Source organism: Bradyrhizobium hereditatis (assembly GCF_020329435.1).
Classification (GTDB): domain Bacteria; phylum Pseudomonadota; class Alphaproteobacteria; order Rhizobiales; family Xanthobacteraceae; genus Bradyrhizobium; species Bradyrhizobium hereditatis.
On the sequence record NZ_JAGKJK010000008.1, the window covers coordinates 63,822 to 89,984 of the forward strand.

The window sequence follows — 26,163 nt, forward strand, 5'->3', positions numbered from 1 at the left end:
AATTGACTGACCACCTTGAACTAACCCCGAATGGCGTTTGGTAGTGGTTTACGTTGCCAAGGCCTGCCCCGGGACAGAAGCCCGCCCGCCGTGCTATAACATCGGCCAACCAAGCGAATTTGCGAGAGCCATCATGGCAGTGCATCAGGTCAATCCGCAAGCGTCGAAGCTCGCTACACTCGATCCGATCTGGGACCGCATCCGAAGCGAGGCCGAGGACATCGTCCGCCGCGAGCCCGAGCTTGCTTCCTTCATCTATGCGACCGTGCTGCATCACGACCGCCTCGAAGAGTCGGTGGTGCATCGTCTCGCCGAGCGGCTCGATCATTCGGCTCTATCGGGTGATCTGATCCGCCAGACCTATGACGAGGCGCTGCGCGACGAGCCTGATCTCGGCAATGCGTTCCGCGCCGACCTGGTCGCGGTCTACGACCGCGATCCCGCAACCTCGCGCTTCATCGATCCCTTGCTCTACTTCAAAGGCTTTCACGCGCTGCAGACCCATCGCCTGGCGCACTGGCTGTATCAGAAGGGCCGCAAGGATTTCGCCTATTATTTGCAGAGCCGGTCGTCGGCGGTGTTTCAGACCGACATCAACCCCGCCGCAAGAATCGGCCGGGGTATTTTCCTCGATCACGCGACCGGATTTGTCTGCGGCGAGACCGCTGTCGTCGACGACGATGTTTCGATCCTGCACGGCGTCACGCTGGGCGGCACCGGCAAAGAGAATGAGGATCGTCATCCGAAGATTCGCCGCGGTGTGTTGATCGGGGCGGGCGCAAAGATTCTCGGCAATATCGAGATCGGTCATTGCGCGCGCATCGCCGCCGGTTCGGTGGTGGTCAAGCCGGTGCCTCACAACGTCACGGTGGCCGGCGTTCCCGCCAAGATCGTGGGCGAAGCCGGCTGTGCGGAGCCGTCGCGCACCATGGATCAGATGCTCGGCGCCATCGGGCTTTGATTTTCCACACTTTCTCCCAGCCGTATTTGTGAAGTTACGGCTGGTAGTCTGCGTCGTCTCGTCCTAAAACCCCCCGGCAATTCAAAGAATCCGATTGGAGACCGCCGTGGACGTTCAGGAAGTCAGGAAGCTCGACGCCTATCTCAAGCGCGTATTCGGCAATCCCAAGATCCGCGTTGTGCCGCGGCCGAAGAAGGACGACTCCGCCGAGGTTTATATTGGCGAAGAGTTCGTCGGCGTGCTGTTCGTGGATGACGAGGATGACGATCGCTCATTCCAGTTTCAGATGGCAATCCTCGAGGAAGATCTCGCCGATATTGGCTGAGAGACCGCGATGTCGTTGGGTGGGCAAAGCAAAGCGTGCCCACCATTGTCTTTCTCATATCGTGAGTTGTTGTGGTGGGCACGGCGCTGCGCGCCTTTGCCCACCCTACGAATCCAACGCCTAGCGTTCGCTAGCTCTTCGGCCCGCGCATCTGCGCCGTCAGGCGGTCCATCGCATTTGCAACGTCGCGCCATTGCAAAAGCCAGCTCCGCGGAAAGCGGAATGTCAGGTCGGCGCCATCGACGCGGCGCTCGCTCAGGCACATGCCGGGCGTCGGGCCGTCACGCGTGCAACGCGCGTTGAAGCCGGGCGCCGTGGCGGAGAACAGATCCTCGTTGGCGTAGGGCGAGCCGTCGCGAAAGGCGCGCATCATCAAGCCGTCATTGATCGGCGTTGCAGATTGATCGAGATAGCGCGGATAGATCGTGCGGACGCGCATATCCGGCGCCAATGCATCGTGATGGGCCGATATCGATAGGAAGATGCGGTCGATCGGCTGCACCTTGTCCTCGATCGTATCGGCGCTGACGTGCTTCGGCGCATCCGGCGGTTCGAGCGAAGGGAAGACGAAACCGAGATCGACACGCTCCTGCGGCCCGGAGTGCCGCTGAATTTTGCGACGGATCGCTGCCGTCGGCACGTTGAAGAGCGTGGCGCCGACACTGACCGGCATCCGGTCCGGCGCGCTGGCGGGGCGCGCGACCCAGGTCGGCCACAAGAGATAGGCGACCAGCGCAATAGCGCCCGCGGCGATGGTCACCGCCGCCACGATCGGGATCATGTGCGAGCGGGGGTCGCGGGCGAGATGCTGGGCCGTCGAAGGCAAGGTCATGAACGAAGCATCGGTCGATGGAACGGTTGCGCGAATCACCTCGCGAATATGCCACGCGGCAGGCAATTTCCGCATGATTTCGCAGGCTTTCGCCTCCGACAGCCATGCGCAAACGAAGTTCCCGCACTTCGCTGTTAACCTTTCCTTAAGGATACTGTGGCGGCTGCCGGCCAATTTTGCGAAAGCAGGGCGCGGTTTGTCGAGTAGCGGAAGTGTTCATGTCGCCCGATGCGTTGAATTCCCTGTTCGCCCTTTGCATCGGCTTTGCGTTCGCAGGCGCGCTTGCCAGCGGCTATCAGGCGATGGCGGAACGTCCGGCAAACTTCGGGCTGCTGGAGGAGGGCGTGGCGCCGAAGACGTTTGCGGCGGTGCCGTTTCTGGTCTTTGCAGCGCCGTTCATCATCATGCGCAACACCCTGCGCGGCGCGAGGATCGAGCGCCGGCGCTTCGAATTCGTGATGATGGCCACCGTGCTTTCGGGCTTCTGGAGCATGATGTCCGGCACGTTCTGCATCATGACGCTGCGCGCCGCAGGCGTGCTGGCCTGAACCTGCTCGCTTGATCCCCTAGTAGCGGCTGTGCCAAGGTCTCCGCCAATGGAGATCTTTTGCTATGGCGATCTACGAACTCGACGGGCAGGGGCCTGAACTCCCCGCAAACGGAAACTATTTCATCGCAGATACCGCCGTCGTGATCGGCAAGGTGCGTCTTCTGGATTCCGCCAGCGTGTGGTTCGGCGCAGTCCTGCGCGGCGACAATGAATGGATCGAGATCGGCGAAGGCTCCAACGTACAGGACAATTCCACCTGCCACACCGACCGGGGCTTTCCGCTCACTATCGGTAAGAACTGCACCGTCGGCCACAACGTCATCCTGCACGGCTGCACGCTGGAAGACGACGCGCTGGTGGGCATGGGGTCGATTGTGATGAACGGTGCAAGGATACGCCGCGGCAGCATTGTCGGCGCGGGATCGGTCATCACCGAGGGCAAGGAGTATCCGGAATATTCGCTGATCATCGGCTCGCCTGCGCGCGTGATCCGCACGTTGACGCCCGAGCAGGTGACGGCGATGGGAAGCGCTGCGAAATTCTACGCGCTGAACGGCCCGCGATTCAAAAAAGGGTTGAGGAAGATCGGCTGAGGACGGCGCCAAACCGGGCCGCTTGCGCGGTAGCGTCTCGTCGCTAATCGGATTTCCGGTCAGCATGATCGAAAACCCGACAGCGCAGGCGGATTGCCGCCTAGACGTCGCTTCGCGCGAATGCGCGCCTCAGCCGTCTTTGCTCTCGTTCGCCTCGGGGGCGCCGGCAACCTTTTCATGGCCGGCGGCCCAGAGCGCATGTTCCTCACTTCCGTCCTGATAGGGATTGGCTTCCGCCGGTATATGCTGGCGCGCGGCTTCCTGGCCTAGCTCGAAAGGGTCCGGGTCGGAATTCATGATGGCGTCCTTGCGGTTCTCGGCCTTGTCTTCTTCGGCGTCGCGTCCTTGGAAAGCCTCGCACTCTTTCGCAGTGCATCCTTGAGATCGATCGGGATGCCGTGCTTCTTGAGCAGGTCCGCAAAGGCTTCGTCGGCCAATTCCTGAAATGTCGCCATCCGGTCGCGCGCAAGCTGGGTGAGCTTGTCGAGTGTGTCATCGTCGAAGGCGATCAATTTGCGCAAAACGTCACGACTCCGGCCGTCGAGCGGATGTGAATGAATGATCGGACAGCGGTTTCGTTCCGGCAGGAACAACGGCGGGACGCCATCGTTGCTCCCAAAAAGGAGTTTCCGATGAAGCTGGCATCTGCAGCCGCCGCAGTTGCGGCAATCACAATCCTGATATCCCCGATCGCGTCGCTTTCTCAGGGTGTGGGCGGATCTACGGGCGGCGGGTCATCAGCCGGTAGCAGCAGCGGCACCGCTGCGGGCTCGCCTGGCATGGGTTCGCCCAGCGCGGGTTCACCCGGGGCGGGCACGCAAGGTGTCACTGGCGTTCCTGGGACTGCAGCTCCTAATGCCAGTCAAGGTCCAGGTGGCACGGCGAACCCGTCCGGGCTCGCGTCGCCACCTCCGCCGGGCACCAACAGTGCCGGCACCGCGCAGTCTTCAGGCGGCGGCGCAACGACCGGCATGGGAAGATCACGAACGACGACCGGCGACGCCGAGATCGATGAGGAGAACAAGCAAGTCGACCGCAAGCTCAAGGGCATCTGCCGCGGCTGCTGACATCGCTTCCGCGGCCCGCTCACGGAAGAGCGCAAACAGCCAAAATAGCCCAAGCCATCGCCGAGAAATCGATCTAGACTTGCCGCCGGATCCTCGCGAGTCCGGCGGCGAATGCGTCGTCTTCGTCGAGGCCAAGGCCACGGCGGGAAATGCTGCGCCGCGATGTTACTGAGACCATTGTTTGGAGGAATGCCGTTCGCGTCACATCGGGGGATGTTGAACATGCTCACAGCGCCTGCGTTGACATTGCTGTTTTTGATTGTCGTGATCGCTCTGGGTGCAGCTTTTGTCTGGATGTTCTGGGAAATCGAACAGATGAAGTCCAGGCCGCGTGGGATGTCGAGACCACATCGCAGGGGCGATCGTTTCGGATAGACGACCCGACACGGCGTACAGTCACGTTCCGCGCAATAGCCGGAGCCTCCCCGGCAGCGTCGTTATTCGCAATTTTCGCTGGGTCGGTCGGGGGCGGGATTGGATCTCGCGGGGGGAGCGAACTTCAACTCCAAACTGCTGGCGGCGATAGCGCTCACTGACGGACAGCACGGCCGGGCCGGATCCTGGCGTGTGTCGGTGCAGGCGTCGGTAGGCTATTGAAGGTCTTGCAATCGCGCCAGGACGGCACAAAAAACAAGGCCGTCGACGCAGTATACCGTCAACGACCTTGCCAGCCCCGGATATTGAAATCGGCTCACGCCATCCGGTGAATTGCAGGATGCCCGGGAATCTAGCGGGCATATGTGAACCAGTTCACAAACGCGGAAAAAAGTTGCGGCAAGGGGTGCTACAGCGGTGGAAAATTATCGCGCGGCGGGGGACTACCGGGAGACCAGATCGACGCCGCCAGATGTGGGCCAGTCGGATCAACCCGCCAAGGGGGCCTATCCGCGCCGTCCAGACGGACTAGCCGCGTGCCTTGGCACGGCTGCGGTTTGCCGACCTGCTCGAGCGGGGCTTGGTCTTGGCTGAGCGCTGGCGCGAGCTTGGAGCGGCGGTGGGTTCGGAGGCTTGCGCGCTGGCAAAAGACTGCCTCAGGCCATCGATTGCTTCGGTCAGCATGCCGACCTGCTCGGAAAGCTTCTTGGTGTCAGCTTGCTGGGCGGCGAGTAGGCGGCGTACCGTCAGCAACTGATCCTGCACCATCTGCAACTGATCGATCGATTCCTGCTGCGTCGCTTCCAGCCCCTTGGTCTTCTCGACCAGTTGCTCGGAGGCCTGCGCGGCGCGCGCCTGCAACTGCCGGGCAGCGACCGCGCGATCGGTCTCCGGCGCGTTGCCGGTAAAGGCGCGCCATAAGGCGATAGAACTAACTCCAAGCACAACAATGATGAGAGCCGCAGCGGCGATCGCAATCGGCTGACCGCCGAAACGCGCGATGGGGCTGGCACTCCGGGGGGCGAGTTCGATCATGCGACTCCAAAATCCGGACGTGATTCCAAAGTTCCAGATAGCACAGGCTGGAAACCGCTAAAACCCCGGGATTTGCCATACCAGGACCGGGATTGCGGGCAAAAGCGCCCTCTTAGGCTGCAGGAATCGCGCCTTCCAGAACGGGTCTGGGGCTTAACGGATATGCGTGCGGATGAACTGGCCGGCATAGGCCAAGGCGCGGCGGCCGTCTTCGAGCCTCGCATTCCACACCGGCCAGGCGTGAATCATATGGGGCCAGATCTGCAGCGTCACATCGACGTCGGCCACCCCCGCTGCCAGCGCAAGCCGCGTGGCGTCCGCGAGTAACGTCTCAGCTGATCCGACCTGAATTAGCGCGGGGGGAAAACTCCTGAGATCGGCGAACAGAGGCGAGATCAAGGGATCGCTGCGATCGATGGAGGGCGGCGCATAGGCACCCGCGAGCTCATCGAGATAGGTCTTGTGAATCAGCGGGTCGACGGCGTCCTTAGTTGCGAGCGTTTCGCCGGACATCGTCAGGTCGGTCCAGGGTGAGACCAGCCAGGCGCAGGCCGGCAGCGGCTCTCCAGCTGCGCGCAGCCGGTTGATCAGGCCGAGCGTCAGGTTGCCACCGGCGCTGTCGCCGCCGACGGCAATATGCGCCGCCGAAATGCCTTGCCGGCGCAGGAAGCGCCACGCGGTGAGCGCGTCTTCATGGGCCGCGGGGTAGGGATGTTCAGGAGCCAGCCGGTAGTCGATCGCAAGTGTGCGCATGCGGGCCGCGCGCCCGGCTTCCGTCACCAGGCGGCGGTGGCTGACAATCGAGCCGGAGCAATATCCGCCGCCATGGAAATAGAGCAGTACGTGCGAGGGCTCGCTGTCGGGAGCAACTGACCACTCGCCGGCAACGCCGTCGCAATCGACCGCCTCGCATGTCACGTCGGATGCGACCGGCCAGGTTGACCCGACTTCGTCGAGGCGTTGCCGCCGCTCCGACCAGCCGACCGGCCGCGGCTTCGAGCCGAGCAATGCGCGGATAGCGTCGATCTCGCTGTATGCCAAGGAGCCTTCTCCTGGTGAAGGCCAGTCATCATCGCATGCCGGTCGGGCAACGCGAAAGGCAACAGCCAAAGCTGCCGCCAGTGGAGCCTGAAAGAGCGGCAGCGTAATATTATGCTTCTACACGCAAAAACTGCAAGCCATCCCAAAACAACCTTCATTCAGCCGTTGTATCCGTGTGCGATACCACCGGAGGCGACTGAAATACGCCAATCCGTCTAGCTGGATCGCTGGTCTGGTGAATTCATTTTCAACGCCAATTTGCTTCAAAGGGGGCGGGAATGTCGGAGATCCATCTCAAAGTGTTTTCGAATGCCGACGACGTGCACCTTGTCTGGACGCACGCGGATGACATTCCGGGATGCCTGGGGTTCGCCATCGAATGCCGGCGGGGCGAAGCGGAGCCGAAGTATCTGTCGAACCGCGTCGGCTTCGAAGATGACGAGGAAGTCGACGGCGAGGGCAATCAGTTCACCTCACGCTCGTCCCAGATCTGGCCGTTTCAACGCTACGACTGGACCGATCACGCGGCCGACCTGGGCGATGTGATCGCATATCGCGTGGTGGCCAGGGTAGTGGGCGCCGATGGCAAGCTGCATGACGGCCCGTCGAGTGAATGGTCCAGAACGCTGACACTCAGCGCGGACTGCGGCGACGGCGTGAGCGTGCACTTCAACCGCGGTTACGTGCTGTCGCAATTCATGGCGCGCTATATGAAGCGCAAAGGCATTACCCTTGCGGAGCTGAAAGAGACGGCCGTCATTGTCAGCCAGGAGGTTGACCGCGAAGCTCGAGCCTTCCTCGGCGGGACACTGCGCGAGGCGATGCTGCAGATGATGGCCGAAGTGGCGGAGAACGGCGAACTCGAACTCCATGCAGCGCTGTACGAACTGAGCGACGAGGAGCTGGTCGATGGTCTCGTTGCGATAGGCGAGCGCGCGCATCTCGTACTGGCCAACGGCAGCGTTCAGGAGGAGGGGGAGGACGAAAATGAAAAGGCTCGAACCCGGCTGACGAATGCTGGCGTCGTGGTTCACGATCGTTTCCTCGCACCCAAAGCCCTCGCGCACAACAAGTTCGTGGTTGTGGGACGGCGGACGTCGGACGGATTTGAGCCGGAAAAGGTCTGGACGGGCAGCACCAATTGGACGCCGACCGGTCTTTGCACTCAGCTCAACAACGGAATCATGCTGGTTCACGAAGAACTGGCGCAACGGTTCGAGGCTCAGTTCCAGCTACTTGCCGAAGCGGGTGATGGCGTGTCCGATGAACTGCTCGCCTCAAACAACCGCCCGAAACGCGGAATCCCGCTCGGCGAGGCCACAGTCGATAGCTGGTTCTCCAGATTGAGCGGAGAGGCTGATATCGAGGAACTCGTCGATCTCGTGAAGAACGCAAAACAGGGCGTGCTCTTCGTGATGTTTCAGCCGGGCAACGAGCCGGTACGTACGCTGCTTCAGATGCAGGAGGAAAAGAACTTGTACGTGCGCGGTGTAGCGACCCAATTTACCAGCACAGGCGCGGAAGAATTCAAACTTCTGAAACAGAACCCCGAGGACTTCTTTCTCGATTCAGCGCAGGCGACGGGGGTCAACAAGACGGTCGGAGAATGGGCGGTGGAGGGCACGGCGGCGGAGTTCAGGGCGAACATTGGCCACGCCATTACGCATTCAAAGGTGATTGTGATCGATCCGTTCGGCGATGATCCCATCGTGGTCACGGGATCGCACAATTTCTCGAAGGCTGCCAGCGGCAAGAATGACGAGAATTTTCTGGTCATTCGCGGCCATCGCGACATCGCAATGCACTATTCGATCAACGCGATGCAGACTTACAGTCACTATCGCTGGCGGGCTTATCTCGAAGAGGCCGCGAGAGAGCGCAGGAGTCCGTTTCAATTTCTCTCGCGCAGTCCGAATTGGCAACGTCGTCGAAAGACTGGCGAGACCAAACGCATGCTGGCGTTCTGGTTGCCGGAAGATTAGGCCAGCTACTTCCGATCTATCTCAACTTCGGACTCATCGCTCCACTGCGCGAGCTGCCAAGGATCAGGCCACGGACAGGACCGCGATCGCACGATCGAGTTGTGGATCACTACGACCGATCGAATCCGCGGCGGCTTGGACCTCGATCGTGGGTGCGACGCCAACGCCTTCCAGCCGCTCGCCGTCGACATGCACCTCCGCGACTGCGAGCAAAAGCAAGCCGCCGCCAATGAGGAATGCCGTCGCAGCGAGGACAGCTCCCTCGGTTCGCGTACCAATGACCTCGCCAAGCCGGTATTTCTTGAAGCCGTAGGCAAGGATCTCCTTGCCGCTGCGGGTGCCACCGTTGACTAGCATAGCGACAGGTTTGCGCCACTTCACGTTCCGGAGTTCGCTGCCGCCATTGCGATCAGTGACCTGCATCGTCGGCGCTCGCGTGTTGAACAAATCGAGATACTCGGGAATCGCGCCGCCCCAGCCATCGCGGAGATCCCAGATCAGCGCGTCGGCGTCCTTCAGCGGACTTTGCGATAGAAGTTGCTCGAGGGTCCGCTGATACACGGAGCCAGCGTAGGACCAGACATGAACATAGCCAATGCTTCGGCCGTTGGCCTGTATTATGCGGGCACTCGCCTTCAGGCCGTCCAAGAACATTTTGTTGGGTTCAATGTCGACTGGGGTAACCGATATTGGCATAAACGCGCCGGCACGACGCAGGCCGAGCACGATCTCCTTGCCAATTTTGTCGCGGAATGACTGTACCGGCTGAAACGCTCCACCGTCGGCGAAGGCGATCACATCGCCAGTGAGCAAGCCGGCCTGTTGAGCCGGCGTCCCCTCTATAATGCCGGTAATCACGCTGTGGCCCTGCATGTCCAGACGCGAGAGGACGCCAATGCCTGGATAGGAGATACGGCCACTCGGAAAAGTACGTTCCAGTCCGCGTCGCCTAAGCGCACCAGCAAAGATATCGCAAAGCTGGTAGTACTCCGGTTCGTACGGTGTGTAGTAGCGGGTGTGCGAAGCATGCAGCTCGGAGAGCATGCTATTGATGACGCTCGCCAGGGCCTCTTCAGAGCTCGCCCGTGTGGCGTCCGGCAAGTAACGTTCCCGGACCGCCGACCAATCGAGCCCGTGTAGACGCGGATCGTAAAACCGATCTCCCGCCGTCCGCCATACCTCCTCGAAGGTGGCGATGCGTGCAGACACGGCCTGGGATGTGCTCGAATCCGCTGGTTCTCGCTGCTCGGCCCACAGAGCCGCTGGAGCTATCGCCGATGCCGCAGCCATTGATGTTAGCCGCAAGAAGTGGCGGCGCGACGGCGCTGAGTTGATTACCTCTTTCATCGTGCAAACCATGCGAGGCTCGTCGCTGCGCATCAGATTGGAACGTGATGAACCAGCTCTTGGCTGAGTTTCATAGTGTTCGCCAGTTTCTAGACTGCATCCGATCGTTCGCACCGACAGTGAAACAGCATAGAGGGATTGCCAGAAAAATTGAAAGAGGCGCGGGCATCTATAGCGTATTCTTGAATAGCTTGGCCGTCTCGCATAGCAGTTCGCAGCTGGTTCCGCGGCGCAATTTCTACGCAGCCCCATGCCATCCTCTCGCCTTTGCGCCAGAGGACGCTTATGTTGCGGACTACCTGCAGCCGCCCCAACGTGACAATGGGAGGTATGCTCATGGACACGCCTAGCGAGGAATTTGCGCTGGCAGGCAGCCTTGAGGAGCTGAGGATCCAGGGGCGGCTCGTTATGCACGGTGGCCATCGTCCAATCCTCGTCATTTACGACCGCGGGCGCGTCTTCGCCCTCGATAATCGGTGCCCGCACATGGGCTTCCCGCTCGAGCGCGGCAGCGTCGAGGACGGCATCCTGACCTGTCACTGGCACCACGCTCGCTTCGACCTCGAAAGCGGCTGCACCTTCGACCTGTGGGCGGACGACGTGCCGATCTGCCCTGTCGAAGTGCGCAATGGTGACGTCTGGGTGAAGACCACCTTCACTCATACCGATCCCGCCGCGCACTGGCGTCAACAGCTTGCGCACGGCCTGGCCCACGACCTCAGCCTCGTTATTGCCAGGGCCGTGCATGGTCAGCTCGCGGCCGGCGTACCGCAGGCCGAAATCGCTCGGCAAGTGGCACTGTTCGGGGCGCAAAATCGGGACGGCTGGGGCGTGGGTCTTACGATCCTCACGGCACTCGCCAATCTCCTGCCTGTGCTGCCGGAGGGGGAAGCCTATCTCGCCCTGTTCCACGGCGCACGCCGCGTGGCGGCGGACTGCGATGGCGAGGCGCCGCGGCGGGAACGCGCGCCGCTTGGAAGCCGGCCGGATCCGGCCGCACTCAAACGCTGGCTGCGGCGTTGGACAAATGTGCGCCATCGCGAGGCCGCCGAGCGCACCCTGCTCACGGCGGTTGCGGCCGGCTTCTCCCCGGCTGAACTCGCTGATGCCCTGTTCGCCGCCGAGACCGGGCGCGCGTTCGCCGACACCGGGCACTCGCTCGATTTCATCAACAAAGCCTTCGAGTGCCTCGACCTGATCGGCTGGCAACACGCGGCGGCTCTGCTGCCGACTGTCGTTGGTCAGATGGTGGCGGCCCGCGGCGCCGAGGAATCCACTTCCTGGCGTCAGCCCGTTGACCTTGTTGCATTGTGTGAGGAATCAACCAGCGAGCTCGCGGACCTGTTCGCTGCCGGAGGCGGCTCGCGCGAGTGGTCGGGCCAGGCCGCGCTTGCTCAAGAGCTGCTCGGGGACGACCCAGCCAGGATCGTTGACGCGCTCAAGCAGGCGATCCGCGCCGGTGCCGCTCCTACCGACCTTGGCCAATCCCTCGCGTACGCGGCGGCGCTCAGGGTGGCGCGCTTTGGCAATGCCAACGAGCATGCCGACTGGGAGACGGCGCATCACGTTTTCACCTACGCCAACGCAGTCCACCAGATGCTGGCGCGGATGGGCACTGCCAGTATCGACACTCACGTTACGGCTGTGCGCGGCGTATTGCACGGCACGATGGCGCTCTACCTTGCTCGCTACCTCAATGTGCCGCCGGCGCGCATCCCCGGCGATGGCGGCGAGCAGCTCGATGATCTGCCCTCGGATCCAGAGACGATCGGCGCCGCGTTACTCAACGCTTTCGATCGGCAGAAACAGGTCGATCTCGCCGCAAGGCTGGTGGCACGGCATCTCACGCTGGGCCATTCGCCGCAGCCGCTCATCGCCACGCTCGCGCATGCGGTGCTGCGCGAAGATGCAGGTTTCCATGCGTATCAAATGCTGGAGGCGGGAGTCCGGCAATTTGGCGCGTGGGGCGAGACGGACCAGGGCCGCCACATCCTCATCGCGGTTGCTCGCTATCTGGCGGCCCATTCACCGACCGAACGCGCGTCACTGCAGACAGCCGACATCGCCCGCCGCTTGATGCGGGGTGCCGAGCTGCATCAAGAGGCTGGATCTGGACATGAGGCGTGAATCCGGTCCAACCCGTAGGAGTGTCCGATGAAATCGCATTTGCTGCTCACGGCGAGCGGTCCGTTGCTCATTCTCACGTCGCACGAGTCCTTACTCGATCCCAATCTCCTCGAGAAGCTCAAGCACAAAGGGATTGGTAAGTTCGTCGCATTTGAGGTTCCAGTGTCGCTCGCTAGGGAGCGCTATGGTGGGCATTTTCGAGCGGTCGAGAGCGATCTGCACGAGACCGATGATTTGAGAGTGCTCGACTTCAACGGTCAGCGGGTCTTTCAGCTCTTTCGTTTCCATGAACTCGGCGCACCGATCCTTCAAGAACAGCCGTGATCTGGCTTTGTCCAGTCTGCCCCACGCCGGCTGCGCTTCGTCCCCGCCAAAGAAGGGTTGCGGCCAAGGGTGTGGGGCAAGCCGGGCCACCCGCGAACCGATCTGGGACGGGCAGGGGTGCTCGGGCGCCCGCTAGTAGTCGCGTCCGCATGCGCGCGGCGCGCCCGGCTTCGGTCACCAGGCGGCGGTGGCTGACAGTCGAGCTGGACCAGTATTGCGCCGCCGCGGAAATACGGCAGCACTAGGCACTTTTCGCTGCTGGGCACGACCGACCACTCGCCGGCGACGCCGTCACAATCGACCGTCTCGCATCGAAGTCCGGGGCCACCGGCCAGGTCGATGCGCACTTCATCGAGGCGCTGCCGCTCCGACCATCCGACCGGCCGCGGCTTCGAGCCCAGGAATGCGCGGATGGCCTCGGTCTCGCTGTGTGCCAAGGCGCCCCTCCCGATGAGGCAGGCCATCACTGCACCCCGTTCGCGGCGGGCGAGGGCGCCAAAATTTTTTGTAGGTTCCCTTGAAACCAAAAAGCCGTTTTCTAATTTTTTTGCTGCCGCCGCTAAGGCGGTCCGGGCGCCTGATGGGCCCGGTCGGGAGACGGGCACCGGTCGTGTCCGGTGCCGCTCGTAACCAACTTGCTCTTTGGAGGATTTGGCTATGCGCACATACGACTTCTCACCCCTCTGGCGCTCGACCATCGGCTTCGACCGCCTTTTCGACCTCGCCGAAACCGCACAGCGCGCCGGCGAGGATAACTACCCTCCCTATAACATCGAGCGGCTAGGCGAAGACCGCTACCAGATTTCGCTGGCGGTTGCCGGCTTCGCGGTCGATGAGATTTCCGTCACTGCCGAGCAGAACACGGTGACGATCGAAGGCCGCAAGGCCGAGAAGGACCAGCGCGAATATCTCTACCAGGGTATCTCCGCGCGCCCCTTCAAGCGCCAGTTCAGCCTTGCCGACCATGTGCAGGTGAAGAGCGCGTCGTTCGAGCACGGCCTGCTGCGGATCGAACTGTTCCGGGAAGTGCCAGAGGCCATGAAGCCGCGCCGCATCGCAATCAACGGCGTATTGCCGAGCAACGTGCAGCAGATCGAGGCGAAGGCGGCGTAAGCCCGTCACGCCTTGCAAAGGGACCGAAGGCTCCCGCCCGAACATGTCGGGCGGGAAGCGCTTCCACCTTTTGGGAGGACAAGCTGATGATCGACCAAACTGATAACGTGTTTGATCTGAATGCCGTGCTGCACCCGGCGACCGTGTTCGATCACCCGCGCGACGTGGTTGCGGATGCTACGCTTTCGCTCGCTGAAAAGCGCGCCATCCTGGCGTCCTGGGCCTCGGATGCCGCGGCGGTGACTTCAAATCCCGCGCTGCGCGAGCTGGCAGGCACGCGACATAGCGTGACGATCGATGAGGTGCTCGAAGCGCTGTCGATGCTCGATCACAAGCCGCCTGGACCGCCTGGCGGCAAGCCGATGCGGCAAAAATCGACGTCACGCGTGGCGCTGGCGGCGTAGGCCCCAGGCGACCAACACCCCAAAAAAGTTGCGGCCACCCTTTGGGGGAAGGGTGGCCGCGCGCGAACCGGTCTGGGACGGGGAGGGGTGGGGATGTGACCGGGTCGCGGGTTCAAAAATCCTTCGTTATCGATCGCGTGAAGAGGCGGTAGCTACTGCAGGGCGGCCGTCACCGAGCGAGACCCAGATATTCGGATCGCCCTGCGACTGACGCTTGACGAAGCGGTAACCGGTCTCGGTCCAGGCCAGGACGTTTTCGTTTTGGTTGTCGAGCACGAACTCGCCCTTGTCGCTCTTCACCGTCAGCACTGCATGGCCTTCGCCCTTCTTGTCGCGCACCACCGTGATCAGCAGCGCCTCGCGCGGCCACCCGGCGTCGATCAGCATCTTGCGCTTCAGAAGCACATAGTCCTCGCAGTCACCGTACCCGTCCGTCGGCAACGACCACTTCTCGATCACGCCCCAATGATCCATGTCGGTGATCGGCTTGACGGTCTCGTTGACCCACTTGTTGACTCGCAGCAGATCCCGCCACGCCGTCTGCGACATCACGATGTCGCGCGGCTGTGAAGCGCCACCGCGGCATTCGCTCGCGTTTTCGGCGCAGAATTCGACCCAGCCGATCGGCGCGCGCGCAGTCTCGCCCAGGCTTGCGTAGAGTACGTCGCCGGCTTTCGCCGAGACGCACATCGAAGCGCTTATTCCCAACAGGACAGCGGCGATCGCCAGTCCTTTCCCCTGTCCCCTGAACAACATCGTGGCCCCCGTTTCTTGTTGGGACCACGTTTCGCACAAAGGATTTGCGCTGCCGCTAAGTCAGGCAAGTACATTTGACGCGAATACTAGTAAAGCTCGCGGCGAATTCGATCTTTACTTGAATCGAATTCGCATAAAGTTTGAAACAACTGCAATTGATTCAAATTTATCTATTAACGCGTGCAGCCCTGGAACAGCAGGAGATGGCGTCGAAAGCGCGGGCCGCGTTAACCGCATTCGGCCGGTGCCGGACAGCGAAAAGGCGGTATCCTGCAACGCGGATACCGCCTCTTGAGGCTGAAAAATAAGGAATTTTTGCCGGCTGGCGCTTTACCGCGCGGTAACTGCTTCTTCGAGCGTCTCGGCAATCTGCTCGTGGACGAACTCGAGCGCAAAACCTTCCTCGAGGTTTCGCACCACGCGAGCCTGCACTTTCCCGAGCATGACCAGCGATTTCAGGGGCGGGCGGTTCTCCGCGGCGATCGCGGCGCCCGACAGCGACAGATCGATGATGCGGCAGGTCATCTTGCTGCCGTCCTCAAGCGTGAGCAGCGCAATCGGGTTGCGCGGCACGATACGGTCGTGGCGGCGGTCTTCCGGCAGGTTGAGGATATCGCGGTTGGCGAGCCAGGTGAGCTGGGCGGCGAGCTTGTCGCGCTTGCGCGCGGTGGCGCCGACGGTCATGGCAAAGCCGTTGTCGATGATGCGGGTGATCTTGCCCTCGACGCGGCCGATATGGTCGAGATAGGCGATCACGCGGTCGCCGACATTGCCGATGCCGGGCGCCAGCAGCGCGAGGCCACCCGGCGACATGTTAATAATCTGGCAAGGAAATTCGCGGCGATCCGGCAGCATGTAGCGGCCGAGCAGGTGGACCTTGACGCGTTGGAAGCGCCGTCGCTCCTCAGCGGACGGGACAGTGACTGTTTTCTTCTGCGCAAACGACATCTTCGCCACCAGACAGCCGGTCTTTCGGCGTCAGGAAGACCCTAAGGCCGACAGGGTTAACGATGTGTTAGCGGCGGTTGCGGGAAACGCTCAAGAATTCGAAGCGGACAATTTGGCGCCACTCTGGTGCAGTCGGCACACATGCCAAGCGCCGCTCGGATCGTGCTAGCGCATTGATGTACGGCGGACGGTGCATCGTGCACCAAGGGCGCAATCTCAGACGTCACTCACGTTCGAGGCCAAGTATTTGTAGGGAAGCCGATTTCAGGTCTGCGAGAGACGATTGTTCTTCGCTGCGTTGTTTCGGTACCCTTGGGGTGGCGCCCGATCGGGCCGACCCGATACAGCAAGAAGAGGGAGAAGCGGATGCCGGGAGTAAAGCGCGAGCGAGACGGCAATGTCGGCGTTCTGACATTGGACGAGCCGGCGAGCCTGAATGCAATGACGCCCGACCTCTTGGGTGACCTTGCCAGGGCGATTGCCGAGATGACCGGCGATCCGCAAGTTAGGGCGCTGGTGCTGACCGGCGCAGGCCGAGGCTTCTGCTCGGGCCAGAATCTGAAGGCCGCGCAGGTCCTCGGCGACGACATCGCCGCCGGCGTGATGAAGTATTACTGGCCGACGTTCAAGGCGATGCGCGAGTGCCGCGTGCCGATCGTGGTCGCCGTCAACGGCGTGGCGGCGGGTGGAGGGTTCAGCCTTGCCATGGCCGGCGACATGATCGTCGCCGCGCGTTCGGCGCGCTTCATCCAGGTGTTCAGCCGCATCGCGCTGGTCCCCGATCTCGGTTCGACCTGGCTGTTGCCGCGCCTTATCGGCCGGCAGCGCGCGCTCGAACTGATGATGACCAACGAGCCGCTCTCGGCCGATCAGGCGAAAGAGTGGGGATTGGTCCGCGAGGTGTTCGATGATGCCGAGCTTCATGGCGGCGCGCTCGAGCTGGCGCGCAGGCTCGCTGATGGCCCGACGCGCGCCCTCGTCGCGACGCGCCGCCTGATCGACGAGAGCGAACACGCCAGCTATGCTGATCAGTTCCGCCGCGAGATCGAAATCCAGGCGGACATCCGCCAGAGCGCCGATGCGCTGGAAGGGCGCAATGCTTTCCTCGAGAAGCGTGCGGCGGTATTCACCGGGCGCTGAGAACGTAGCCAAGACCAAGTTGCTGCCACGCTAGGCCCTGTACAGGTGCAACTTTTAATTCGGCCGGATGGCTGTTCAGTGTGCTAGACACAAGGCTCCATGTCCAAATGGCTTAAACCATTTCTGTTTGGAATTTGGGGTCTTCTGCTGATCCCACTGATCGCGCCTATCCTCAAAAAGTGGTTGGAGGAAAACGTCTTCTCCGATCCCAGCGATATGGCCACGACGGCCTTTCGTAACGCTGTGGCCACGACCGCTTCTGAAAACCTTCTCGCGCTGGGCCAACAGCGTTGGTTTAAATTTGCGTTGGTCTTTTGCACTGGAATCGTACTTGGCGCCTCGTTGGAATGGTTAAGCCGGAAGTCAGAGGAGAGAAAAGCTTCCGAGCTCCGGAGCCTCGGCTCTAAATTTCGCAGCCTTGCAGAAAGTCTCAAAATTCGGAGCGCGTCGTCAGGATGGCCGGACAACGTGGTTGATCTTAAACCTGCAATCATGTCTGCATTTGGCTCCGCCGGGAAGTTTCATCTGTGGGTCCCGGATGAGCACGTGTACCATTTGCCGGACGCATCATTCCTTTGTGAATATTTCAGATGTGTCGGTAAGCTTCTAGAGGATGGACAATTTGACAAGGCTAACAGGGAGGCGCTCTCCTGGAAGCCATTTCTCGATAATGTGACGCGGTCCTGAGTTTCTGCAGGTTCAGCCAACCTGGCCCACGAACTGCTGCAGTTCCGGAGTGCGCGGGGCGGCGAACACTTCCTTCGGAACACCTTCCTCATGCACCTTGCCGTGATGCATGAAGACGAGCTTGGTACCGACGTCGCGGGCGAAGCGCATTTCATGCGTGACGAGAATGAGCGTCATGCCCTCGCGCGCCAATTGTTCGACGACGCGCAAGACTTCATTGACCAGCTCGGGGTCGAGCGCGGAGGTGATCTCATCGCACAGCAACACCTTCGGCCGCATCGCCAAGGATCGCGCGATGGCGACGCGCTGCTGCTGGCCGCCGGAGAGCTCGCTCGGATAGGCGTCCATCTTTTCCGATAGGCCGACCTTGGCCAGTACCTCGGCAGCGATGGCGCGGGCTTCCGCCTTCGACACCTTGTTGACCACGGTTGGCGCCAGCATGACGTTCTCGGCCGCCGTCAGATGTGGAAACAGGTTGAACTGCTGGAACACCATGCCGACATGACGGCGCAGCTCGCGCAGATTGGTAGTGGCGCCGCCGACCTCGATCCCATCGGCGACGATACTGCCGGACTGATAGGTCTCAAGCCCGTTGATGCAGCGAAGCAGGGTGCTCTTGCCCGAGCCGGAGCGGCCGATGATCGCGACGACGTCACCCTTGGCGATATCGAGCGATACGCCTTTCAGCACCTCGTTCTGGCCAAAACTCTTCCTGACGTCACGAATGCTAACGAGCGACATTGAGGCGGCCTTCGATTTTCTTCGCCCACCAAGACAGCGGGAAACACAGGCAGAAATAGATCAGGGCGACTAGCGAGTAGACCAGGAACGGCCGGAAGGTCGCGTTGTTGAGCATGGTGCCGGCCTTGGTCAGTTCGACAAAGCCGATGATGGAGGCGAGCGCGGTGCCCTTGATGACCTGCACCGAAAAACCCACCGTCGGGGCGACCGCGATGCGCGAGGCCTGTGGCAGGATGACGTAGCGCATCTGCTCGATATAGCTGAGCGCAAGGCTCGATGAGGCCTCCCACTGGCCCTTGGGGATAGATTCAACACAGCCGCGCCAGATCTCGGTCAGGAACGCGCTGGTCCAGAATGTCAGCGCCAGCGTCGCCGCAGCCCACGGCGAAACCTCTACGCCGAACAGTGCAATGCCAAAGAAGAACAGGAACAGCTGCATCAGAAGCGGCGTGCCCTGGAAGAATTCGATGTAGATCTTGGTGAACCATTCCAGTGGTGCGATCCGCGAGGTGCGCATGAAGAGCAGGACCAGCCCGACGATGCCGCCACAGAAAAACGCGATCAGCGACAGCACGATCGTCCACTGCGTGGCGACCAGGAGGTTCGACAATATGTCCCAGAAGCTGAACTGCAGCACGGTTCACCTCGCCTTGAAGATGACGCGGCCGAGCGCGCGCAGGGCCGAGCGCGTCAGCATCGCCAGCACGAGGTAGGCCAGCGCGACGAACAGATAGACCTCGAAGTTGCGGAAGTTTCGCGAGGCGATGTAGTTCGCGGCATAGGTGAGGTCTTCGGCCGAGATCTGGGACACCACTGCGGAGCCTAGCATCACGATGATGATTTGCGACGACAGCGCCGGATAGATTTTCCGGAACGCCTGGTTGAGCACGATGTGTCGCAGCACCTCCCATTTGGTCATGGCGAGGCTGAGGCCGGCTTCGATGTGTCCTTTCGGAACCGCTTCGATACCGGCGCGGATGATCTCGGTCGAGTAGGCGCCGAGATTGATCACCATGGCGAGGAAAGCCGCAGTGGTTTCGCTGAGCTTTAGCCCCAGCGCCGGCAGGCCGAAGAAGATGAAGAACAGCTGCACGATGAACGGCGTGTTACGGATCAGTTCGACATAGACGGCAACGATACGGCCGAGCCAAGTCGGACCGAAGGTCCGTGCCGCCGCACCCGCGGTGCCGACGGCAACGCCGGCAACGGTCGACACGATCGTCAGCACGATCGTGAAGACCAGCCCGTAGAGAAGCACGTTCCAGTAAGGAAGCAGCTCGGCGAATTGCAGCTTGTAGGACACTGCGCGCCCCGGCCTTGCGTCAGAAGCCGGGCGGCAGCGGCGCCTTCAGCCATTTCTCCGACAATTTGCCGATCTCGCCCGAGGCCTTGGCTTTGGTGATGATCTCGTTGACCTTGGCGAGCAGCGCCGGTTCGTTCTTGTTGAGCCCGACATAGCAGGGGCTGTCCTTGATCACGAATTTCAGTGTCGGCGCGCGGGCAGGGACCTTTTCGGCAATAGCGGCGGCGACCGTGTTGCCGGTTGCGATCAGGTCGACCTGGCCGGACACGAAGGCAGCGATGGTCGCATTGTTGTCCTCAAAGCGCTTGACGGTGGCGTCCGGCGCCATGGCGGTCAAGGCCTGTTCCTCGATCGCACCGCGGGTCGCGCCGATGGTCTTGCCCTTGAGATCGGCGGCGCTCGCGACCGCGATCGCCTTGGTGCCGAACACGCCGGAGAAGAACGGCGCATAGGCGATCGAGAAGTCGATGACCTTTTCGCGCTCCTCATTCTTGCCGAGGCTGGAGATGACGAGGTCGGCCTTGTTGGTCTGCAGGTAAGGAATGCGGTTGGCGCTGGTCACCGGGATGATCTCGGTCTTCACCCCGAGTTCCTTGCCGATCAGATTGGCCATGTCGATGTCGTAGCCCTGCGGCTTGAGATCGAGCCCGGCCGAGCCAAACGGTGCAAAATCCTGCGGCACCGCGATCTTGATCACCTTCGACTTCATGATGTTGTCGAGGGCGTCGGCATGGGCCTGCGTTGCCACCGCGGCAGTGGCAAGTGCAGCGGCAAGCATCAATCTCTTAAGCAGCATACAAAGATCTCCGAGGTTACGGCGAATACGCGCATCCGAGATTTCTCTCGGTGCGTCGTTCGGCGATGTGGCCCGGCTCCACGTCGTGATTGGACCCTGCCTGACGCCTCGCATTTAGGCAATGCTTGGAGATGCTTTTTTTGAAGGCTTTTGTGGGACGTTTTCGAGCACGCTCACGCGACCATGCATTGTCTGGCAGCGCTTGATACCTCGGCGGTTGGTAATTACCGCAGGCCTTCATACACCATGAAGCCGCGCGCGATCGCGAGCTTGCGTAAGGTGCGCGGAACGAATTTTTGCGGCCGGTGCAGATAGCGCCACGAGGTCACCTTGAAATCCCGGATCGTGCCGAGATTGTCTTCGAACGGCGCCAGCAATCCGGTCAGGCTGATCGGCGCATGGGCCCGGTTGTTGAAAGGCAGCAGCAGCAGCTCCAGATGCACCGTCGTGCCGTCCTCCGAGGCCGCGGTGATGCCGGCAATCGCCGGCAGCATTTCTTCCGCGACGTAGGTGACGATGTCCTCGATCTCGCGACGGCTGTCCGGGGTGAACAGCGCCGAGAAGCTGGTATCCTTGAGGTCGCGGCCGAGCAGGGCGCAGACCCGCGTCCCGGCAACGCGAAACGGGTAACCGGCGTTGTTGTCGTAGGATAGCACGAAGATGTCGCCGAGCAGTTCGCGCACCGCGCCGGGTTCGATCTCGCCGCGGTCCGGCGCCCGCGCATCGCCGCGCTTCGCGTCCCAATAGGCGAAGAACTCGCGACTCGATGGGTGTTTCATGTCAAGTCCTCGCCCCCGGGGTTGCTTCCGGCGAGACAGATCTGTCCCGCTTTTGCGCAACACACGTTCCCTCGCGTGTTGTGCAGGACGGGCTTTGCAGCGTCCATGCCGTTGACGCGATTTGGCCGCGGAGAGCACGGCTTTGCGTTGTTAACGTTAAATTAACTATGAGGTTGGCGAACGCAGGGCGCTGGGCCTAGGGTGGAACGCATCAGACGGCGCCGGCTTATCTGAAAGATACTCCGCGCAGTTGATACACAGTGGCGTCAAACAGTTTGGTCATCGCGCGGGGAGGGGCGGGGATGTGATCCTCAGCTCCGGGGCGCGAGAAGATCAGCAGGACAAGGGAGGATGTTCTCAGCATCCTCCCTTTTTCGTTTGTTTGTTCTCTTGGCTGGGTATCGTGCCCCGGACGCGGCGCAGCGCGTTAGCGGTGTGACGCTGAGCCGGGGCCCAAACTGCCCGCATGGTAGGTCCCGGCTCTGCGTCGCATCACTTCGTGCTGCGCCGCGTCCGGGACACGAGCGCTTCAAGAGTTCAGCCTGTTCGTCAAATCATCCCAATTCGGATTGAATTCCTCGATGAGCTTGATCTTCCAAGCACTTCGCCATCGCTTCATCGAGTGTTCCCTCGCGCGCGCTTCGAGAATGGAGTCGAACGCCTCGAATAAACGAGCAGATCGACGCCGTACTTTCGAGTGAATCCGGGGACGAGCTTGCCTTTGTGCTCCATCATCCGCCGCGCGAGATTGTTTGTGACGCCGACGTAGAGCGTCCCATTCCGCTTGCTTGCAAGGATGTAGAGGAAGAAGGGGCCGTCCATCTTTATCAATTCCTACCAGTTGGGTTGAGAAGGTATGTCGGAACTATCTGACGTTGCCAAGGGCTTGGGTCCCGGCTCTGCGTCGCGTCACTGCGTGCCGCGCCGCGTCCGGGACACGAATCTGCGTGCCCTGGACGCGGCGCAGCGCGTTAGCGGTGCGACGCAGAGCCGGGGCCCATGCACTTGATTCGTCGCAGCCCCAAATTCCCGATTGTGCACTTGCACAGGGCAGGCAAAGCCGCCTATCTGGACCGATACCCGCGAAGCAGCCAGCTAAGGTCCTGGACCCCTTGGAATCCCAGCCCTATTCCTCCCACGTCGAGCCGCCGGACGCGCATGAGCCGATCCTGACGCTCCCGGCCGCGCTGACGGCCTATATCGCGCTGATCGCCGTCATTCATTTGCGGGTGCTGCTCCCGGCGGAGCTGGAGAACTGGACCATCGACGTGTTCGGCTTCATTCCGAAGCGCTACGATTCCACGCTGCTCAAGATCACCTTTCCCGGCGGGGCCGGCGCCAAGGTCTGGACCTTCGTCACCTATTCGCTGCTGCATGCCAATCTCAGCCATATCGGCTTCAACGTGCTGTGGCTGTTGCCGTTCGGCAGCGCGCTGGCGCGCCGGTTCGGTCCGGTCAGGTTCTTCACATTCATGGCGGTGACGGCGGCGGCCGGCGCGCTGGCGCATCTTGTCACCCATGAGCACGCCATTGCACCGATGATTGGCGCCTCGGCCTCGGTGTCCGGCGCCATGGCCGCCGCTATCCGTTTCGCCTTCGTGCGGGGAAGCTTTCTGTCGTTCAGGCGGGGCGATGCCGATGCCGCAGCCAAGGTTCCGGCGCTGTCGCTTGCCCGCGCACTTCGCAACACGCGCGTGCTCGGATTTCTGGCGGTGTGGTTCGGCGTCAACATCATCTTCGGCCTTGGCTCGATTTCGATTGGCGCTGAGGGCGCCACCGTCGCCTGGCAGGCGCATATCGGCGGATTTCTCGCCGGCCTGATGCTGTTTTCGCTGTTCGATCCGGTCCCGCGCCGGATGCCGCGTGCGGCGGACGCTTCATCGCCAGACGAACCCGGCCGCGTCTGATCGCCGCTTGCGGCGAGGGGCGATTTCATCCATCATCGTTGCGAGTTGTAACGCAAGCCAATGCCGCTGTCGTGCCACGACGGCCCGCGCTTGTTGGCCGCGCCCGAAACGAAACCGGCGCGGAACTGTTGATTGAAGACTCGCGAACAAGTCGGGCCCTGGGGCACGAACGGATTCAGGGAGGCGACAATGACGGTACGTTCAATTCTCGACACCAAGGGCCATCAGGTCACGAGCATCGAGCCGGATGCCAAGCTTTCGGCTGCGATCAAGCTTCTTGGTGAGCGCAAGATCGGTGCTGTGCTGGTGATGAACGGGGAACGTCTGGAAGGCATTCTTTCGGAGCGAGACATTGTCCGCGTGCTCGGCGATCGCGGCGCCAGGGTGCTCGAGGAGCCGGTCAGCGCCGTCATGACGCGCAAGGTCGTGAGTTGCCGGCAATCCGACACGGTCGCCGGGATCATGGAAATGATGACGATTGGCAAGTTCCGCCATTTGCCCGTGCTCGAGGAGGGCAAGGTGGTGGGTCTGATTTCGATCGGCGATATCGTGAAGCGCCGCGTCCAGGAATACGAGGCCGAGCAGGAAGCGCTGCGCGACTACATCAAGACAGCCTGATCGCTATTCCTTCTCGGTCTTTTCGACCGCCGGCTCGGCTTTGCCCGCCGGCGGCGCCAGTATGTGGATCGCCTCCTGGATCGAATCGATGGCGCGTTCGGCCGCCTTTGCGCCGTGGGCGATCAGGTCGTCGGCGCGATGAAAATCGAACCAGCCGATCTTCCCGACTCGGGGCGAGATCAGGAGATCGGGCGGGTCGCCGGCAAGCCGCGCGCGGGTGATGCGGTCCTGCATGATGTTGAAGGCGTCGACCATCACCGAGGAGATGCCAGGACGTCCGCCGCCGCCGAAGAACTCCCGCTTCATGGTGCGCTCGGCGGAGAAGAATTTTCCGATGCCGCGTCTGCGCGGCTCCGGTTCGGCCGCCACCTCCGGCATCACCGAGACGGAAACGCTTGGCGTGGCGCCGTGGGAATAGATCGTGGTGGAGTGCGCGAAGACGTCGCTGGAAAGATTGGCGGCGATGACGATCTCCGCGCCAAGCGCGCGCGCCGCTGACACCGGGACTGGATTGACCAGGGCGCCGTCAACCAGCCAGCGGTCGCCGACCAATATCGGCGAAAATATTCCGGGCAGCGCGTAGGAGGCGCGCATGGCATCCACCATCGGGCCATGGGTCAGCCAGATTTCGTGGCCGGTGCGCACCTCGGTCGCAACCGTGGCAAATTTCACCGGCAGCTCCTCGATCAGGCTCTGCCCGAGCGATGCTTCCAGTTCCGCCGCAAGCTTGGAGCCACCGATCAGGCCGGAGCCGTTCAGGCGGATATCGAGATAGGAAAGGACGGTTCGCGGCTGCAGGCTGCGCGCCCATTCCTCCAGCGTATCGAGATGTCCGGCGGCATAGGCGCCGCCAACCACGGCGCCGATCGACGTTCCGACTACGACGTTGGGCAAGATTCCGTGCGCGACCAGCGTCCGGACGATGCCGATATGGGCAAAGCCGCGCGCGGCGCCGCCGCCCAGCGCCAGCCCGATCACCGGCCGGCGAATGCTGCCGAGCCCTACCTTGTCTTGGGCCTTGTCTTGGGCATCGGAGCTCTTTTGGCCGCGGCCCATCCAGCTATCCAACACGCACACTCTCCTGCGGCCTCAAGGATATTCGCCGCGGCTCGGCCGCGCCAGAACCATCCAATCCGATCCTGATGCATGGTTTATGCCCGTCGACACTGGCCTAGGCAGGGAATGTGACTGGACCACGACCGCCGGATCAACATCCGCTTGCCGGGGCAGGTTCCGCCACCGCAGCTGCCCGGACTTCCGCGCTGCAGGCTTGAATTTGCCGCGTTTTCGGTGAAAAGCATGGCCATGATTTCGGGCGGTCACGGTATCGTTGGAAACGGGCGGGGCGCTTGGCCTTTTCCGGCGCTGGCGCTTGCATGGGCGCTGCTGTTTCCCACAACCGCCTCGGCTCAGTGGTTCTCGGACCGCCCCCCACCCGTACCGCCGGCCGCCGTTCCGGACGCCCAGACCGGCCCCGCCATGAACCTGGCGCCGCCATCGGGTACCGGCGCGCTCCCGCCGCTGCCGGCGCCCCTGACCCAGCCGACCCTCGTTCAGCCGCAAGTCACCACGACGCCGCCGGTGGTACCGCCGCCGGGTGCGGCAACTCCAAGCCAGGGAGTGCTGTCACTGACGGCGCGCTACGGCAAGGATCTGCCTGTCATCAATGGCGGGCTGGTGTGGCGGGTATTCGCCGACAAGCCCGACGATACCGGCACCTTCAAGCTGATCCGCGAGGAACGCGGCGCGACGCCGAACATCGTGCTGCCGCCCGGCAACTACGTGGTCCACGTCGCCCTCGGCCTGGTCAGTGCGGTGCGCGCGGTGAGCCTGAAGGCAGAGACGGACCGCGTCGCTTTCGTGCTTCCGGCCGGCGGGCTGCGCATCGAAGGCCGCGTCGGCTCCAGCAAGATTCCGCCGAACCAGATTTCGTTCGCACTCTACAAGGGCAGCCAGTTCGAGGGCGGCGCCGAGCGCTCTTCCCTGATCCCCAACGTGCCGGCCGGCGATGTCGCAATGCTGCCGGAGGGGACCTACTACATCATCTCCAACTATGGCGATGCCAACTCCGTCGTGCGCTCCGATATCCGTGTCCAGGCCGGCAAGCTGACGGACGTCACCGTTTCGCACCGCGCGGCGGTGATCACACTGAAGCTCGTCAGCGACAGGGGCGGCGAAGCGCTCGCCAACACCGCATGGTCGGTAATCACGCCGGGCGGCGACGTCATCAAGGAATCGATCGGCGCGTTTCCGCGCGTGGTGCTGTCCGAGGGCGAATACCGGGCGATCGCCAAGAACGAAGGCAAGGTGTTCGAGCGGCCCTTCAACGTCGTCAACGGCGTCGACGGCGAAGTCGAGGTCATCGCGCGCTGACGTCGGCTTTCGACTGTCATAGTCTCTAATACGCACTAA

29 protein-coding genes and 1 pseudogene are annotated in these 26,163 nt (G+C 62.1%); 15 read left to right on the forward strand and 15 right to left on the reverse strand.

The window, feature by feature from the left end; genetic code table 11:
- The first annotated feature begins 133 nt into the window (after nt 1-133).
- Together cysE and J6524_RS19495 are read left to right on the forward strand one after the other, a co-directional pair.
- Nucleotides 134-961 (forward strand): serine O-acetyltransferase, encoded by an 828-nt coding sequence (gene cysE / locus J6524_RS19490; RefSeq protein ID WP_225673382.1) that lies wholly within the window; start codon nt 134-136, stop codon nt 959-961.
- A gap of 106 nt (nt 962-1,067) precedes the next feature.
- Nucleotides 1,068-1,286, forward strand: coding sequence for a DUF3126 family protein (locus J6524_RS19495; protein ID WP_171709115.1), 219 nt, complete (start codon nt 1,068-1,070; stop codon nt 1,284-1,286).
- A gap of 130 nt (nt 1,287-1,416) precedes the next feature.
- Here J6524_RS19495 and J6524_RS19500 read toward each other — a convergent pair whose 3' ends face one another.
- Nucleotides 1,417-2,118: a hypothetical protein gene (locus J6524_RS19500; RefSeq protein WP_225673384.1), complete on the reverse strand. Its 702-nt coding sequence runs from the start codon at nt 2,116-2,118 to the stop codon at nt 1,417-1,419.
- A gap of 218 nt (nt 2,119-2,336) precedes the next feature.
- Between J6524_RS19500 and J6524_RS19505 the strand changes: the two genes are divergently transcribed.
- Both J6524_RS19505 and J6524_RS19510 read left to right on the forward strand, forming a co-directional pair.
- Complete coding sequence (locus J6524_RS19505) at nt 2,337-2,666, forward strand: DUF6949 family protein (RefSeq protein WP_225673386.1); 330 nt, start codon at nt 2,337-2,339, stop codon at nt 2,664-2,666.
- Nucleotides 2,667-2,730: 64 nt separating this feature from the next.
- Nucleotides 2,731-3,261 carry a gamma carbonic anhydrase family protein gene (locus J6524_RS19510; protein WP_225673388.1) on the forward strand — a complete coding sequence of 177 codons (531 nt, stop codon included), beginning with the start codon at nt 2,731-2,733 and terminating at the stop codon, nt 3,259-3,261.
- 129 nt (nt 3,262-3,390) lie between these two features.
- Here the strand turns inward: J6524_RS19510 and J6524_RS19515 are convergent, their stop codons facing one another.
- The 4 genes from J6524_RS19515 to J6524_RS19530 form a co-directional block, all read right to left on the reverse strand.
- Nucleotides 3,391-3,558 carry a hypothetical protein gene (locus J6524_RS19515; RefSeq protein ID WP_225673390.1) on the reverse strand — a complete coding sequence of 56 codons (168 nt, stop codon included), beginning with the start codon at nt 3,556-3,558 and terminating at the stop codon, nt 3,391-3,393.
- Complete coding sequence (locus J6524_RS19520) at nt 3,555-3,782, reverse strand: hypothetical protein (RefSeq protein ID WP_225673392.1); 228 nt, start codon at nt 3,780-3,782, stop codon at nt 3,555-3,557. Before J6524_RS19520 ends, J6524_RS19515 begins: the two co-directional genes overlap by 4 nt.
- A 1,449-nt stretch (nt 3,783-5,231) precedes the next feature.
- Complete coding sequence (locus J6524_RS19525) at nt 5,232-5,738, reverse strand: hypothetical protein (RefSeq protein ID WP_225673394.1); 507 nt, start codon at nt 5,736-5,738, stop codon at nt 5,232-5,234.
- Between the two features lie 153 nt (nt 5,739-5,891).
- Nucleotides 5,892-6,779: an alpha/beta hydrolase gene (locus J6524_RS19530; RefSeq protein WP_225673396.1), complete on the reverse strand. Its 888-nt coding sequence runs from the start codon at nt 6,777-6,779 to the stop codon at nt 5,892-5,894.
- A gap of 572 nt (nt 6,780-7,351) precedes the next feature.
- On the opposite strand from J6524_RS19530, the gene J6524_RS19535 reads away from it, so the two are divergent.
- Nucleotides 7,352-8,761, forward strand: a complete 1,410-nt coding sequence (locus tag J6524_RS19535; RefSeq protein WP_225673398.1) for a phospholipase D-like domain-containing protein — start codon at nt 7,352-7,354, stop codon at nt 8,759-8,761.
- 63 nt (nt 8,762-8,824) lie between these two features.
- Here J6524_RS19535 and J6524_RS19540 read toward each other — a convergent pair whose 3' ends face one another.
- The gene (locus tag J6524_RS19540; RefSeq protein ID WP_225673399.1) at nt 8,825-10,051 is read right to left on the reverse strand and encodes a S41 family peptidase; all 1,227 of its coding nucleotides are present in this window, start codon (nt 10,049-10,051) and stop codon (nt 8,825-8,827) included.
- Here J6524_RS19540 and J6524_RS19545 point away from each other — a divergent pair.
- The 5 genes from J6524_RS19545 (at nt 9,957) to J6524_RS19565 (ending at nt 14,076) form a co-directional block, all read left to right on the forward strand.
- Complete coding sequence (locus J6524_RS19545; RefSeq protein ID WP_225674051.1) at nt 9,957-10,175, forward strand: hypothetical protein; 219 nt, start codon at nt 9,957-9,959, stop codon at nt 10,173-10,175. The genes J6524_RS19540 and J6524_RS19545 overlap by 95 nt on opposite strands.
- A gap of 263 nt (nt 10,176-10,438) precedes the next feature.
- A complete protein-coding gene (locus J6524_RS19550; protein ID WP_225673401.1) occupies nt 10,439-12,235 on the forward strand; it encodes a Rieske (2Fe-2S) protein in 1,797 nt (598 codons plus the stop codon).
- Nucleotides 12,236-12,262: 27 nt separating this feature from the next.
- Entirely contained in the window at nt 12,263-12,559 is a 297-nt protein-coding gene (locus J6524_RS19555) for a cytosolic protein (RefSeq protein ID WP_225673403.1), read from the forward strand.
- Nucleotides 12,560-13,216: 657 nt separating this feature from the next.
- Nucleotides 13,217-13,672 (forward strand): Hsp20 family protein, encoded by a 456-nt coding sequence (locus tag J6524_RS19560; protein WP_225673406.1) that lies wholly within the window; start codon nt 13,217-13,219, stop codon nt 13,670-13,672.
- 86 nt (nt 13,673-13,758) lie between these two features.
- Complete coding sequence (locus J6524_RS19565) at nt 13,759-14,076, forward strand: hypothetical protein (protein ID WP_225673408.1); 318 nt, start codon at nt 13,759-13,761, stop codon at nt 14,074-14,076.
- Between the two features lie 126 nt (nt 14,077-14,202).
- On the opposite strand, the gene J6524_RS19570 is transcribed toward J6524_RS19565, so the two are convergent.
- A complete protein-coding gene (locus J6524_RS19570) occupies nt 14,203-14,832 on the reverse strand; it encodes a transglutaminase-like cysteine peptidase (protein ID WP_225673410.1) in 630 nt (209 codons plus the stop codon).
- Nucleotides 14,833-15,162: 330 nt separating this feature from the next.
- On the reverse strand, nt 15,163-15,780 hold the full coding sequence (locus tag J6524_RS19575) for a PilZ domain-containing protein (RefSeq protein WP_171709126.1): 618 nt from the start codon (nt 15,778-15,780) through the stop codon (nt 15,163-15,165).
- Between the two features lie 366 nt (nt 15,781-16,146).
- Between J6524_RS19575 and J6524_RS19580 the strand changes: the two genes are divergently transcribed.
- A complete protein-coding gene (locus tag J6524_RS19580; RefSeq protein WP_225673412.1) occupies nt 16,147-16,920 on the forward strand; it encodes an enoyl-CoA hydratase-related protein in 774 nt (257 codons plus the stop codon).
- A 99-nt stretch (nt 16,921-17,019) separates the two neighbouring features.
- A complete protein-coding gene (locus tag J6524_RS19585; RefSeq protein WP_225673414.1) occupies nt 17,020-17,607 on the forward strand; it encodes a hypothetical protein in 588 nt (195 codons plus the stop codon).
- A 12-nt stretch (nt 17,608-17,619) separates the two neighbouring features.
- On the opposite strand, the gene J6524_RS19590 is transcribed toward J6524_RS19585, so the two are convergent.
- The 6 genes and pseudogenes from J6524_RS19590 to J6524_RS19615 all read right to left on the reverse strand — a co-directional run bounded on the left by J6524_RS19590 (nt 17,620) and on the right by J6524_RS19615 (nt 22,048).
- Nucleotides 17,620-18,348 carry an amino acid ABC transporter ATP-binding protein gene (locus J6524_RS19590; protein WP_225673416.1) on the reverse strand — a complete coding sequence of 243 codons (729 nt, stop codon included), beginning with the start codon at nt 18,346-18,348 and terminating at the stop codon, nt 17,620-17,622.
- Nucleotides 18,335-18,985: an amino acid ABC transporter permease gene (locus J6524_RS19595; RefSeq protein WP_225673418.1), complete on the reverse strand. Its 651-nt coding sequence runs from the start codon at nt 18,983-18,985 to the stop codon at nt 18,335-18,337. The genes J6524_RS19590 and J6524_RS19595 overlap by 14 nt, the downstream gene beginning before the upstream one ends.
- A gap of 3 nt (nt 18,986-18,988) precedes the next feature.
- Entirely contained in the window at nt 18,989-19,651 is a 663-nt protein-coding gene (locus tag J6524_RS19600) for an amino acid ABC transporter permease (RefSeq protein WP_225673420.1), read from the reverse strand.
- Between the two features lie 19 nt (nt 19,652-19,670).
- Entirely contained in the window at nt 19,671-20,447 is a 777-nt protein-coding gene (locus tag J6524_RS19605) for a transporter substrate-binding domain-containing protein (protein WP_225673441.1), read from the reverse strand.
- A gap of 224 nt (nt 20,448-20,671) precedes the next feature.
- Complete coding sequence (locus J6524_RS19610; protein ID WP_225673443.1) at nt 20,672-21,226, reverse strand: PAS domain-containing protein; 555 nt, start codon at nt 21,224-21,226, stop codon at nt 20,672-20,674.
- Between the two features lie 529 nt (nt 21,227-21,755).
- Nucleotides 21,756-22,048: pseudogene (locus J6524_RS19615) on the reverse strand (GIY-YIG nuclease family protein).
- 290 nt (nt 22,049-22,338) lie between these two features.
- On the opposite strand from J6524_RS19615, the gene J6524_RS19620 reads away from it, so the two are divergent.
- Nucleotides 22,339-23,133 (forward strand): rhomboid family intramembrane serine protease, encoded by a 795-nt coding sequence (locus tag J6524_RS19620; protein ID WP_225673446.1) that lies wholly within the window; start codon nt 22,339-22,341, stop codon nt 23,131-23,133.
- A gap of 189 nt (nt 23,134-23,322) precedes the next feature.
- Nucleotides 23,323-23,751 (forward strand): CBS domain-containing protein, encoded by a 429-nt coding sequence (locus J6524_RS19625; RefSeq protein ID WP_225673448.1) that lies wholly within the window; start codon nt 23,323-23,325, stop codon nt 23,749-23,751.
- A gap of 3 nt (nt 23,752-23,754) precedes the next feature.
- Here the strand turns inward: J6524_RS19625 and J6524_RS19630 are convergent, their stop codons facing one another.
- Nucleotides 23,755-24,822, reverse strand: coding sequence for a patatin-like phospholipase family protein (locus J6524_RS19630; protein ID WP_225673450.1), 1,068 nt, complete (start codon nt 24,820-24,822; stop codon nt 23,755-23,757).
- Nucleotides 24,823-25,056: 234 nt separating this feature from the next.
- Here J6524_RS19630 and J6524_RS19635 point away from each other — a divergent pair, with 234 nt between their 5' ends.
- Nucleotides 25,057-26,124: an RgsD C-terminal domain-containing protein gene (locus tag J6524_RS19635; protein ID WP_376712055.1), complete on the forward strand. Its 1,068-nt coding sequence runs from the start codon at nt 25,057-25,059 to the stop codon at nt 26,122-26,124.
- Nucleotides 26,125-26,163: the final 39 nt, after the last annotated feature.